This is a genomic window from Streptomyces sp. NPDC047085, from assembly GCF_040643735.1.
GTDB lineage: Bacteria > Actinomycetota > Actinomycetes > Streptomycetales > Streptomycetaceae > Streptomyces.
Window position 1 is genome coordinate 924,519 of sequence record NZ_JBEYUW010000002.1, and the last position, 13,148, is coordinate 937,666.

Sequence of the window (13,148 nt, forward strand, 5' to 3'; positions counted from 1 at the left end):
GCCTACAGGGCCGGATCGAAGATGAACTTCAGTCCGGCTCCGGAGCGCGTCTGCTCGAAGACGGACTCCCAGTCGTCAAGTGCGGCGACCCGGCTGATGAGGGGACGGGCTGCGACCCCTCCGTCGGCCAGCAACAGCAGCGCCTTGTCGAGGGCATGCGGTGACGCGCCGTAGTACGTCTTGAGGGAGAGCCCCTTGAGGCAGAACTGGTCCATGTCGATGGGTGCGGGGGCTCCGAAGATGCCGAGCTGGACATAGGTTCCGGCTTTCGCGCAGGCGGCGAGGCACAGATTCGCCGCGACCACCGCGCCGGAACACTCGATGACGACGTCGAACTGCTCGCTGACCGCGCTCGCGTCGAGCGGCGCGGACTCCCCCACGACCGAGAATCCGAGATCCCGCGCCACCGCGAGTCGGCCGGCGTCCCGTGGGGTGCCGGCCACCGTCGGCGTGCCCCCCGCCAGGCGTGCCACCTGCGCGGCCAGCAGACCGACGGTTCCGGGACCGGTGACGAGTACACGGTCACCGGGCGCTACGACGGGTGGGAAGTCGAGCGCACCGAGCACGCAGGCAAGCGGTTCGGCGAGCGCCGCGTCCAGGAGGTCGAGGCCGTCGGGCACCCGGTGCAGGTTCTGCACGGGGATGGTGAGGTGCCTGGTGAACGCTCCATCGGCGAGGCGTCCGATGGCCCGGCGGTTCTCACAGAGGTTGCGCCTGCCTCGCAGGCAATTGCGGCAGGTGCCGTCCGCGATGATGACCTCCGCGACGACGCCCGCACCGAGCCACTCGTCGCCGACCCCGTCGCCGCACTCGACGACCGTGCCGCTCGTCTCATGGCCCATGACCACGGGGGGCTCAGTGGGCCATTCGCCCTCCATGATGTGCAGATCGGTCCCGCACACCCCAGCCGCGGCGACCTCGACCACGACCTCACCCGTCCCCGGCGGGCGCACGCAGACCTCACGGATTTCCACCCCGCCGGCGCCCTGGGTGGTCTTGACTATCGCCTTGGCCTTGTTCATACGCCGTTCCGGCGTGCCCGTGGTCACTTCGGCGGAAGGGGGACGCCGCCGAGGTTCACCGCGAGCTCGGTGACATGCCACCGGCCGAGGTTGCTCGACAACAGGCGATTGCCCTGGAAGGCAAGGTTCGTGGGGTGGGCGAGCGTGTGGGCCGAGTCGTCCTCGCCGACGACGGTGGCGGTGCCGTCCAGCGCGACGTTGAGGACCTTGCTCGGCTCGTAGCAGCCCACGAAGACCGACCCGTCCTCGCCCACAGCGAGCCCGTCGGGATAGATGCCCGGCAGGATGGCGAGGTCGCGCTTGTCGCCCGCCGAACCGTCGGCCTGCACCGTGATCGCGCTGATGGCGTTGCGGAACGTCTCGGCGACGTAGAGCGTCGATCCGTCCGGGCTGAACGCCAGCCCGTTGGCGAAGGTGAACGGCCCCTCGTGCCAGACCTCCCCGGATCCGTCGGGGTTGAAGACGAGGACGCCGGGTCCTGGTTCGTCGAACTTCCAGCTGTCGGAGACGAACAGGCGGCCCTGACGGTCGAAGGCCGGGTAGTTGGGCAGGAGGAACCGATGGCCCTCGACGCCGTCCGCGAAGAGAGTGAGCGTGCGGGTCGCGACCTCGAGGCGGAACACCGCGGCATGCTTCATGTCGCAGATGAAGAGGTCACCGTTGTGGTCGAAGGCCATGCCCAGGCAGAAGCCCTCGGTGTTCGCGACGATCTCCCAGCTGCTTCCGTCGGGGGCGATCCGGTAGATCTCGCCGCGATCTCCACCGCACCAGATGTTGCCCTCCTGGTCGACGGCGATCCCCTCGGGGTGGGAGATACGCACCTCGGTCGTCGCGCCTTCGCACAGGACGTTCATCGGAACGTCCTTGCCCCTGTACTTGTCCATGTTCTTCTTCCTCTGGTGATGTGATGTGTTGCCGACTGCCGTGTTGGACAGGTCAGTTGAAGGTCCAGCCGCCGTCGACGAGGAGCGTCTGGCCGGTGACGAAGGCGGAGGCGTCGCTCGCCAGGTAGATCGCCGTCGCGCCGATGTCGGAGACGGAGCCTCGCCGCTTGACCGACTGCTTCTCGATCACCGAGCGGTCGAACGCCGCCGGGTCCTCGTACAGGCCGAACTCGGCACGCGTGGGGAAAGCACCTGGTGCGAGCACGTTCGCCGTCACGCCGAGCGGGCTGACTTCGCGCGCGAGGGCCCGTGTGAGCCCGGCAACCGCGCCCTTCGTTGCGATGTAGGCGCCCAGGCCGTCCGGATTGCCGAGGAAGAAGGTCACCGACCCGAAGTTGATGATGCGGCCGCGGCCGCTCGCCTTCAGATGGGGGAGCGCGGCCTGAACCGTGCGCAGGTAGCCGACCACGTTGATATCGAGTGCGGTCGCAACGTCGTCGAGATCGATGTCCGCCAGGGGTGCGCTGGGGAAGATCGCGGCGTCGTTGACGAGGATGTCGATCCCGCCGAACTGTGCCGCGATCGCGCGAACCGCGGCCGTCACAGCGGCCGTGTCGCGAACGTCCACTGCGTGGGCGACTGCCTGTCCCCTCTTGTTGAGCATCGCCTCGACGTCGGCAAGCGCGTCGGCGTCGATGTCGATGAGCCCCACCTTCGCGCCCGCCCCGACGAAGGCAGTCGCGATCGCGAGCCCGAGGCCGTGGGCTGCGCCCGTGATGACAGCGGTGCGTCCTTCGATGCTGAAGAGATCAGAAGCGTCGAACGCGGTGGGCTCGGTGTATTGCGCTGAAGTCTGCATGCACTGCACCTTTCATGTGCGGGGAGCACACCCACCCGACCGGCATCGGCAACATGCCGGGGCAGGACAGGGCGGCCGGTCGGATGGGTGTGGGTCAGGTGAACGCTGCGGTACGCGCCGCGTCGTGCGTACCGCAGCCGTTCGAGGTCACGCCTTCGCAACGTCCAGGCGGCAGGCGGCGAGGCTGCCGGCTCGTACGACGTCGAGGTCGGCGCTGCCCATGGCAGGGCCGATGCACAGGAACAGGGTGTCCTCCTGGTCGCCGCCGAGAGCGACGGCGAACACCGCGCTGCCGTCCGGTGCCGGAACGCGGTCCAGGATCTCGCCGCCTTCTGCCACGCGCAGGGCACCCTTGCCGCCGGCGTCGGCGACCCAGAGGGCTCCTTCGCGGTCGATGCAGATGCCGTCGGGAAGGATCCCGCCGCTGCCGAGCGCCTCGGCCTGGTCGTATTCGTTCTTCAGCTCGTGGAACACGGCCCAGTTGCGGCGATTGCTGAGGGATCCGTCTTCCGCGATGTCGAATGCGAGGATCCGACAGCTGAAGGTCTCGGCAACCAGGAGCCTCGTGCCACCGCCGGTCACCACTGTTCCGTTGGGGAAGTTGATCGGCTCCCCCACCTGAGCGGCCACGCCCTCGGCGTTCACGTGCACGAGGCGGGTCGGGGTCATCACCGCTTCCGGTGCCTCGTCGTCGAACCCGAAGTTGCCGACGTAGAGCCCGCCGCGGCCGTCGTCGATCATGTCGTTGACGGGTCCGGGGCACAACTCTCGTAGTTCAGCGAATGTTTCCAGGCCACCGTCGTCGCGGACCCTGACGATCCGGCGGTCCAGCATCGACGAGACCAGCAGCTTCCCACTGGCGTCCCGGGCGAGGCCGGACGGCCGCATGGGGACCGTGGCCACGGACTCCACGCCAGTGCCCTCGCGGTAGCGGAACACCTCTCGCCCGTACATGTCGGAGAAGTACAGGTAGCCGTCGTACCAGCGGGGGCCTTCGGGGAATGCCAGGCCACTCGCGATGGTGGTGAGTTCACGCATGCCGATCACCCCAGGTTCGCGAGCATGCCCGCGTCCACGCCGTAGCACGATCCCGTAACCGCACTCGCGTCATCGCTGAGAAGGAATGCCGCGACCCGGGCGACCTCTTCAGCCTCGATGACACGGAGCATGGGATGCCCCTGCCCGAAGGAGTCGACGGTGGCGTCGATGTCGTCCGCGTCCTGCATCTGGGCCAGCTCGCGTGCCATGGGCGTACGTACTGTGCCCGGGGCGAAGCAGTTGACCCGGATGCGCTCGGCGGCCAGTTCGACCGCGAGCGAGTTGGTCATCGCGACGATCGCGCCCTTCGACGCCGAGTACAGGGCGGCCGTCGGGCTGCTCGCGAAGGCCATCGCCGAAGCCGCGAGCACGATGGATCCGCCTCCGGCGGCCCGCAGGTGCGGCACCGCGGCACGGATGAACTGGAACGGCCCCAGCACGTTGGTCTCGACGACCTCGCGCCATTGGGAGTCGGGGACGTCCGCGATCGGGGCGAGACGGAGTACACCCGCGAGGGCCGCGAGTCCGTCGATCCGCCCGAACTTCTCGACCACCGCGGCGACTGCGGAGCGCACGGTCGCATCGTCGCGCGCGTCGCCCTGGATGGCCAGCGCGCGTCCGCCGCCGGCATTGATCTTGGCTGCCTTCTCGGCCGCCGCGTCACCGTCGATGTCGAACACGGCCACGGCGCCGCCGCCCGCCGCGACTTCGTCCGCGAGCGCGGCGGCGATGCCTTTCCCGCCGCCGGTGATCAGATAGGTCCTGCCTTCGAAACGGCCCATCCCGGGTCCTCCTTGTCTATCTACTCTTGGTGTTGATGAAATGGGCCGCGTGCCTGATCGGCCTTGCACGGACGCCTCATGTCCTGGCACCTTCGATCCCTGGCCGTCCTGCCGGCGGCCTCGCGACAGCTGAGCAGCCGGGGCGACGCGGGCGGTCAGTTCTTTGCGATGGTCCAGGGCTGCACCGAGTAGCCCCAGACCTTCGGGGGCGTGTAGTCGACCGACTTGCTGTGCGCCCACAGGAAGGTGTTCGCGACGACCGGCGCGAACCACGCTTCGTCGACGAAGTACCGGTTGACGTCGGCGAACGCGTTCCCGGCGCCGGTCGCGTTGGCCTTGTCGAGCAGCTTCGTCAGCTCCGGAGTCGACGTCTTGAACGGGTTGAAGACCGGGCCGAGGGCCGACTCGACATCGAGAGCGTCGGAACCCGAGTACGTGGAGGGGAAGTAGAACATCGCGAACTTCTTCGATGAGAGGTTGGGGACGATGTCCTGCAATGACACGTTCTTCCACTTCACCTTGATGCCGATGTCGGCGAGGGACTGGGTCAGGAACGGTTCGTAATCGGTCGAGGCGAGCGTGCTCGGCATCGTCACCGAGAATCCGTTCGCGTAGCCGGCTTCCGCCATCAGCTTGCGAGCGGCCTTGACGTCATGCGGGTAGCGGCCCTTCAGGTCGGACTGGTACGCACCGCCGCCGGCCTGGAAGATCTGGTCGATGCCATGGGTCTGCCCGGGCGTCAGCTTGTCCACGTCGGAGCGGTCCAGGGCCATGTTGATGGCCTGGCGCACTCGCTTGTCGCCGAGTGCCGGCACCACGTCGCCTTCGCGGTCCGCGATCCAGATGTTGCCCCAGGTCGTGGGCTTGTCGACTCCGGTGGTGAACTGGCCCTTGAGGGACTTGGCCTGGTCCTGGCTGATGCCGACCGCATGGTCCAACTGACCGGACTGCAGGCCGTTGGCTGCTGCGGTGAGGTCCGGGATCACGGAGATCTCGATGCGGTCGAACGGGTACTTGTCGGCCCGCCACTCGCCTTTGACCTTGTCGAGCACGTACTTCTCACCGATCTGGGTCTTGGCGAGATTCAACTTGTACGGGCCCGAGCCGACCGGCTTGGTCGCTTCCGCAGCGGTACCGAGCGTGGACGGTGCGGCGACGAATCCCCCGACGCCGGCCAGGCTCGGCACGAGTGAGGCATTGGGCTTCGACAGTGTGATCACCACCCTGCCACCCGACTGCGCCTTGATCGTTTTCACGCCTGCAAAGCCGGCGCTGCTCCCGGATTTGAACGTCACCATCAGGTTGTCGACGACCGCCTTGGCGTCGACGACCTCACCATTGGAGAACTTGGCATCGTCCCGGATGGTCAGGGTGAGGACCGTGCGGTCTTCGTTGTACGCGAACTTCTTCGCGAGGCTCGGGACGATCGCCCCCTGCTGGTCGAAGGCGAGCAGGGTGTCGAAGATCGAGGTCTGGATCATGATTTCGCCACCGCCGTACTTGCCGATGGCGAAGCTCGCGGGCGCCGTCCTGGTGGAGAGGCTGAGAACGCGTTGCTCGCTCTTGGATTCGGAGGGAGCGGCGCCGGAACATCCGCTCAGAACAAGAACGGTGGCCGCTGCGGCGGCTGAAAGGCCGGTCCAGCGATGCCGGGTTGGACTGCGCATGTGCGACTCCTTTGTCATGGTCTGCGTTGCCGTCACCGCGACGGGGATTGCAAAGGGGGAGAGCGGCGTTCGTGCCCGAGTAGGACCAGATGCCCTGCGGTCTCGCAGCGCGTCCCGTCAACGGCCTCAGGCCGAGGCCGAGGCTCGGGTCCGTCCGAGGAATGCCTGCCTGGTCGCGCGGCGTTCGGCCTGCGCGTCCGGGTCGGCGGTCGGAGCGGCGAGCAGGAGTCGTTTGGTGTAGTCGTCCTGCGGGTGTGTCGTGACGGTGGCGGCCGGACCCGTCTCGACGATCTCGCCCTGGTACATCACGGCCACCCGGTGGCTGATGTGGCGTACGACCGCCAGATCGTGGGTGATGAAGAGATACGCGACCCCGGTGCTGCGCTGGAGCTCGATCAGCAGATCCAGCACGCGTGCCTGTGTCGTCAGATCCAGCGCTGAGACCGGCTCGTCGCACACGATGAGCCGAGGCTCGAGCGCCAGGGCTCGAGCGATCGCGATGCGCTGGCGCTGCCCGCCGGAGAACTCCCGGGCGAATCGGTCCGCACTGTCCTTCGGCAGGGCGACGCGGTCGAGGAGCGAGGCCACACGGCGCTCCGCCTCGGAGCGTTCGACGCCCTGGGCGATGAGAGGCTCACTGAGAATGCCCCGCACCTCCATCGCCGGAGTGAGTGAGGTGTAGGGGTCCTGGAACACCACCTGGATGTCTCGCGCACGTTGCCGCTTCCGGCCTGCGGGCAGGTGTGTGATGTCCTGGCCGTCGAAGGTGATCGCACCGCCCGTCGGTTCGGCCAGGCCGAGCACCGCGCGGCCGACGGTTGTCTTGCCCGACCCCGATTCACCTACCAGGCCGAGGGTTTCACCTGGTGCGATGTGCAGGGACACCCCCTTGAGCACCTCGGGCAAGCGCTGCCGGAACCTGGCACCGGGGTAGCGCAGCCTCAGGTCGTCGATCTGCAGGAGGCGGTTCATCTGGCCCCTTCCTTGGCCCTGGGAGCCGGCATGTCGGTGCGGAGGGTCTCCTCGTCGAGGATCGAGTCGATCAACGACTTCGTGTACTCGTGTGCCGGGTTGTGGAAGATCTGTCGCACCTCGCCCGTCTCCACGTCCCGGCCTTGCCGCATGACCACCACGCGGTCGCACAGGTCCGCAACGACACCGAAGTTGTGGGTGACCAGGAGCACGCCCATCTCCAGTTCGCGTTGCAGCTCTCGGAGAAGGTCGAGGATCTCGGCCTGGACGGTCACGTCGAGCGCGGTGGTGGGCTCGTCCGCTATCAGCAGCTTCGGTCGCGTGGCGACGGCTCCGGCTATGAGGACTCGCTGCGCCATGCCGCCGGAGATCTGATGCGGATACGAGGTGAACACGTGCTCGGGGTCGGGGATGCCTACCCGTGCCAGCAGCTCGAGTACGCGCTGTTTCGCCTGCGCCGACGGCATGGTGCGCCGCAAGGGCTCGACCAGTTGGGAGCCGACGGTGAACGAGGGGTCGAGATTCGACATCGGCTCCTGTGGGATGTACGCGATGTCGGGACCGCGCAGCTTGCGAAGCTCCGCCTGAGTCAGCTTCAGCAGGGGGCGGCCACCCAGCGACACCTCTTTGGCGGAAACGTCAGCGTGGCGGTTCAGCAGGCCCAGGATCGCGAACGCCGTCTGGGTCTTGCCGGAACCCGACTCGCCGACGAGGCCCACGACTTCGCCCCTCTTCACGGTCAGCGAGACCTGGTGCACGACATCGTTGAGCGTCCCGTCGGGGCGTGGATATCCGACGCGGAGATCCCGCACCCTCAACAACGCCTCGTCGCATGGTGCCTCCGTCGCGCAGGCGGCCTCATCCGCGTGTTGCGTAAGGTCCTTGACCACACGACGGTTTCGACGGCGCGCCGGAGCGGAACCACCGGCAAGGGCGTCACGGTAGGCGTTCGCGAAGAGGATCAAGGCCCCGGTGAGGACGACCAGACCGAGCGTCGGCCACACCATCTGGACGGGATATCCGTACAGCGTCTTGAAGGCCGCTGAAATCATGGTGCCGAAGCTCGGAGTGCTCGCGCCCACTCCGAGAAAGGCGAGGCCGGCCTGGACGTTGATGCAGACCGTGGCGAGGAACGCGGCCTGGATGACGATCGGACCCCGCACCGCGAAGAAGACGTGCCGTGCCAGGATCCGTCGCGTCGACAGCCCTGCGACCTTCGCGGCGTCGACATACAGCTCGCGACGGATGCCGATCACCATGTTCCGCACGAGGCGGTAGACGCCCGGAGCGAGCATGATGCCGAGGAGCACCATCGTCAGCTGGTACGACCCTCGGGTCACGGGCAGCAGTACGACGAGCATGAGCAGGGTCGGCAGAGCCATGAGCAGGTTGAACACCCACGACGTGACCGAGTCGGTGGTGCGTCCCGCGTAGCCGGCGAGGAGGCCGAAGACGACACCGAGGCCGACGGCGACTGCGGTTCCGATGAACGCTGCTGTGAGGGAGACGCCGATCGAGGCGAGCAGCCGGGACCAGATGTCGAGCCCCTGGGCGTCGCCGCCGAGCAGCCATCCCGGCGTGCCGGCCGGCGCATTGATGTGATCGGTCGAGCTGTACTGGGGGTCGTGGTGGGCGATGAGCGGGGCGAGCAGCCAGAGCAACGTCATGGCGGCCACCACGGCGACGGACCCGATCGCCATCGGGTTGCGCAGCAGCGCGCGCAGGACACGTCCCTTCCGGGGAGGAGGTGCGACGGTCGGCTGGTCTGGCGTGAGTGTTGCCATTTGCTGCGACATCACAGCCTCACCTTCGGGTTCAGCCATCCCTGCGCGATGTCCACGATCAGATTGACGACGACGACGAGCAGGACGCTGACGAGCGTGACGCCGAGAAGTGCGGGGAGGTCGCCTTGCACGGTGGCGTTCATGGCGTAGGCGCCGTAGCCGGGCAGGGCGAATATCCGCTCGATGAAGAGTGATGCCCCGAAGATGCCGATGAACTGGAGCGAGAACACGGTGAGCGCCGGCCCGGCCGCGTTGCGCAGGGCGTGCTTGCAGAGGATCGCAGGCTCGGAAACGCCTCGGCTGCGCAGTGTGCGGATGTAGTCCATGCCGAGTTCGTCCACGAGCGAGCCGCGGATCTGTGCCGCTAGGCCGGCGATTCCGCCGATGGCCAGCGTGATGGAGGGCAGGATGATCGATGCCAGCCATCGCCCCGGTGACTGCGCGATCGGTACGAACCCGATCGCTGGGACCCAGCGCAGCACGATGGCGAAAAGGTAGACGAGCCCGATCGCAAGGATTATGACCGGGAAGACGTACGAGATCGTCCCGATCGACTGCAGCACGCGGTCGACGACGCCGCCTCGTGCCGCCGCCACGACGCCCAACGCGAGGCTCACGCCCACAGTGATCAGCAGTGCGACGATCACCATCGAGAACGTGACCGGGAGGCGACTGGATATCGCCGAGTTGATGGGCTCGGACGTGAAGTAGGAAACGCCCAGGTCCCCGTGCAGGGCGTTCGTGATCCAGTCGAAGTACTGCTCGACCAGGGGCCTGTCCAGGCCGAGCTTCCCGTTGAGGATCTCGACCTGTGCATGGGAGGCGGACGGGCCCAGGATGTTGCGGGCGATGTCGGGGCTCGCGCCGTACGTCAGGAAGAACACCAGGGCGGTGACCACGATGATCACGATGATCCCGCTCACCAGCCGACGCAGCAGGAATGTGATCATCCTCCGGCCTCGCAACTCACTGGGCTCGGGCTGCAGCCACCCGGCATGAACATCACTACCTCCACGTCATCGTGCAGCTGACGTCATGTCAGCAATTGGGTAGGTCTTGGAACTTGGCGACCTGAGCGAGAGTTCGCCGGTGTGGTACTTCGGCACGGACCCGATGGGGGGTCCGGCACGGTGTCGGCAGCGCCGTCCCTCGTAGGGGAGGCGGCTGCCGCGCGGCTCGCGTCAGTTGCGGCGTGGCGGAGCGGTCGTCACGTATGGCGTCGGTGGCGTTCAGCCACCCACCGGTCGATCCGCGTCTTCACGTCGCCCAGGAGCGACGCGATCTGGCCCGAGGACAGCCGCGCTGACCGAGAGGCGACGTCGACGGTGACGAGCCTGCGGACCGCCATGACGTCGTCGCCACCATCGAATGACCTGGCCACGACACGCGGCGCGACGGGGCCGATGTGAATGTCGAGATCGTGGTCGTCGCGCTCGCTGCGGATCTCGACACCGTCGTGGCACCCGGAGTGGGCCAGGCCGATCACGATCGCGTCATCCGATGACCGGCGGGCGTCGGGAAGCACCTGGCCGCTGACGCAGGCGAATTCGGACGACGCGACGCACGTGGCGGGCAACGAGCGCGCGGCGGCACTGATGCACTGCACGATCGCCGGTACGGCGTCCTCGCACTCGCCCGCCGACGTGACATCGACCTCGATGCGTCCTGTGATCCGCTCAACGGTGTCGACATGCCGCCCGGTACTCGCAGCCGCCGGCAGCGCCGTGCGCCGCTCGCCCCGCGTGCGAACCGGCAGCACAGGGAGCGCCGCCAGCTCGGTGCGCCCTCTTGGCACACTGCCACCGCGTGTCCGCGGGCTCAGCGATGGCAGCGGATCGAGCGGAATCCGACCGCGTGCCGGCTTCGCCGTCGTATCGCCCTTGCGCGCGAGCCTGGGATCACTCGGGTGCTCGGCGAGTTGGGCCCACTCGATCCGCATGTACGGCCGCAATGGAAGGCTGTCGAGCTTGTGCAGGAGCGCTTTCTCATCGGGTGCGCGCCAAATCCCCGCGTTCGCCCATCGTCCCTGGATCCGCCAGAGCGCATCGATGCTGCCGTCGGCCGCCAGTTCCTGGGCACGCCGGGCTTCAGCGGCGCGGAGCTGGTCCACCGTGGCGGTGTCGAGATCGCCGGTGTCGATCTCGACATGGACGAGGAACTCGACGAGGCCGGTCATTTTCCCACTGCCTTGCGAGCGGCGGCCGCAATCGACTCCGCGTTGGGCAGGAGAAGCTCCTGCAGGGCGGGGGCGGACGGCATCCGCACATCGGGCGTACCCACGCGTACGACGGGATGCCGCAGCTGATCGAAGTGGTTTTCGGTGATCATCGCCGAGACTTCGGCCCCGAACCCCCCATGAAGGAATGCCTCGTGCGCGACCACGACCCGACCACCGGCCTGGCTGACGGCGCGAGCGATCGCCGCCTCGTCCAGCGGGCGCACCCAGCGCAGGTCCAGGACCGTCGCCTGCACCCCCTCGGCCTGAAGCCGCTCGGCGGCACTGAGCGCCGGCGCGACCATCGAACCCCACGTGATGATGGCGACGTCGTCACCGTCGCGGCGGAACCGGGCCCCTGCGGCGATCTCCGACGGCCCCTCGAACCGTACGGGCCCTGAGTCCTGGTACATCGACCGGTGTTCGATGAGTACGACCGGGTCAGGATCCTCGATCGCCGCGAGCGTCATCGCGTAGGCGTCCTGAGGCGTGGCGGGAAGGCCGACCTTGATGCCCGGCACGTGCGCGAGGATCGCCTCAATGCTCTGGGAGTGCTGCGCACAAGACCCTGGCGTGACCCCCTGCTGCATCCGGATCACCAGCGGCGCCGACACCTTGCCGCGGTTGATGTATCGCACGTTGGACGCCTGGTTGACGATCTGATCGAGCGCGACGAAGACGAAGTCCGCCCACATGATCTCGACCACGGGGCGCATGCCCTCCATGGCCGCACCGACCGCCGAGCCGAGGATGGCTGCCTCGGCGATCGGCGTGTCGAAGACACGTTCTTCACCGAACTCCTTCTGGAGTTTGCGGGTCACCCCGAAGATGCCGCCGGCGACACCGACGTCCTCGCCGTACACCAGCACCTCGGAGCGGCGCGTCATGGCGTCCTTCAACGCCTCGTTGACCGCCCTGTGGTACGGAACTTCCTTGGGTTCGACAGCGGCCCGCGTGGCGGGTTTCGGCAGGTCGGGTGCGTAGAGATGCTCCAGGGCGTCTTCGCCGGTCGGCGCCGGTGCCTTCCGGGTACGCTCGGCCAGCTCGGCGATCTGCTCGGACACTTCGGCCTCGACCTGTCCGACCTCGGCGTCCGAGAGCCCCTCGAGTTCACGGAACCGCTTCAGCGGGTCGGCAGCTTCCGCCGTCTCGATGTCCTGGGCGGGACGGTAGTGCTGCACGTCCTTGTTGTAGTGGCCGGACAGCCTCGCCGTCTTGAACTCGACGAAGACCGGACCGCGACCGTCCCGGCACACGGCTGCGGCTTCCGCCACGGCCTCGCGTACGGCGACGGGGTCGTTGCCGTCCACGATGTGGGCCTCGATGCCGAGCCCCTGAGCCCTGGTCGCGAGGTGCTCGCCGCGCGTCGTAGTGGTGATCGGGGTCATCTCCGACCAGCCGTTGTTCTCGCAGACGAAGATCACCGGAAGGCTCTTCGCCGCCGCGAACACCATCGCCTCGGTGGTCGCGCCTTGGTTCATGGCTCCGTCGCCGAGCGAGGTGAGGACGACCTTTCCGTCGCCGCGGATCTGTGAGGCCATCGCGACACCGTCGGCGATGGGCAGGCCCGCTCCGATGATGGAGTTCTCACCCAGGAAGCCGACCTCGGGTGCGCTCAGCAGTGGCGAACCCGAACGACCGCCGTTGGTGCCCTCGGCCCGCTGGGCGATCTCGGCCATGACCGCGAAGGGGTCGGCCCCCGCTGCGAGCGCCCAGCCGTGTCCGCGGTAGGTCGACAACACGCGGTCGCCCGGCTTCAGCGCCGCCATGGCTCCGACCGGGATCGCCTCCTGCCCCAGGCAGAGGTGGATGGATCCGGCAACGTGCCCTTCCCGCCCCAGCTCGAGGACCTTTTCCTCGAACCTCCGGATGAAGGCCATACGCCGATACAGCTCGAGCGGCTTGGTCACAATCGCCCCTTCTTT

General features: G+C 67.7%; 11 protein-coding genes. All 11 read right to left on the reverse strand.

Annotated elements, in window-relative coordinates:
* Positions 1 to 2: 2 nt before the first annotated feature.
* Entirely contained in the window at positions 3 to 1,022 is a 1,020-nt protein-coding gene (locus ABZ865_RS09835; protein WP_361226534.1) for an alcohol dehydrogenase catalytic domain-containing protein, read from the reverse strand.
* A 23-nt stretch (positions 1,023 to 1,045) separates the two neighbouring features.
* A complete protein-coding gene (locus ABZ865_RS09840) occupies positions 1,046 to 1,906 on the reverse strand; it encodes an SMP-30/gluconolactonase/LRE family protein (RefSeq protein ID WP_361226537.1) in 861 nt (286 codons plus the stop codon).
* Positions 1,907 to 1,958: 52 nt separating this feature from the next.
* Positions 1,959 to 2,765: an SDR family oxidoreductase gene (locus tag ABZ865_RS09845; protein WP_361226540.1), complete on the reverse strand. Its 807-nt coding sequence runs from the start codon at positions 2,763 to 2,765 to the stop codon at positions 1,959 to 1,961.
* A 147-nt stretch (positions 2,766 to 2,912) separates the two neighbouring features.
* Positions 2,913 to 3,803, reverse strand: coding sequence for an SMP-30/gluconolactonase/LRE family protein (locus ABZ865_RS09850; protein ID WP_361226543.1), 891 nt, complete (start codon positions 3,801 to 3,803; stop codon positions 2,913 to 2,915).
* A 5-nt stretch (positions 3,804 to 3,808) separates the two neighbouring features.
* Positions 3,809 to 4,585 carry an SDR family NAD(P)-dependent oxidoreductase gene (locus ABZ865_RS09855; protein ID WP_361226545.1) on the reverse strand — a complete coding sequence of 259 codons (777 nt, stop codon included), beginning with the start codon at positions 4,583 to 4,585 and terminating at the stop codon, positions 3,809 to 3,811.
* A gap of 155 nt (positions 4,586 to 4,740) precedes the next feature.
* On the reverse strand, positions 4,741 to 6,288 hold the full coding sequence (locus ABZ865_RS09860; protein ID WP_361226549.1) for an ABC transporter substrate-binding protein: 1,548 nt from the start codon (positions 6,286 to 6,288) through the stop codon (positions 4,741 to 4,743).
* A gap of 90 nt (positions 6,289 to 6,378) precedes the next feature.
* The gene (locus ABZ865_RS09865; protein WP_361226552.1) at positions 6,379 to 7,224 is read right to left on the reverse strand and encodes an ATP-binding cassette domain-containing protein; all 846 of its coding nucleotides are present in this window, start codon (positions 7,222 to 7,224) and stop codon (positions 6,379 to 6,381) included.
* Positions 7,221 to 9,008, reverse strand: a complete 1,788-nt coding sequence (locus tag ABZ865_RS09870; protein ID WP_361226555.1) for a dipeptide/oligopeptide/nickel ABC transporter permease/ATP-binding protein — start codon at positions 9,006 to 9,008, stop codon at positions 7,221 to 7,223. The genes ABZ865_RS09865 and ABZ865_RS09870 overlap by 4 nt, the downstream gene beginning before the upstream one ends.
* Before the next feature lie 11 nt (positions 9,009 to 9,019).
* Complete coding sequence (locus tag ABZ865_RS09875) at positions 9,020 to 9,958, reverse strand: ABC transporter permease (RefSeq protein ID WP_361226558.1); 939 nt, start codon at positions 9,956 to 9,958, stop codon at positions 9,020 to 9,022.
* 257 nt (positions 9,959 to 10,215) lie between these two features.
* Positions 10,216 to 11,184: a muconolactone Delta-isomerase family protein gene (locus tag ABZ865_RS09880; RefSeq protein WP_361226561.1), complete on the reverse strand. Its 969-nt coding sequence runs from the start codon at positions 11,182 to 11,184 to the stop codon at positions 10,216 to 10,218.
* Positions 11,181 to 13,133, reverse strand: a complete 1,953-nt coding sequence (locus ABZ865_RS09885) for a thiamine pyrophosphate-dependent enzyme (RefSeq protein ID WP_361226563.1) — start codon at positions 13,131 to 13,133, stop codon at positions 11,181 to 11,183. Before ABZ865_RS09885 ends, ABZ865_RS09880 begins: the two co-directional genes overlap by 4 nt.
* Between the last annotated feature and the right edge of the window lie 15 nt (positions 13,134 to 13,148).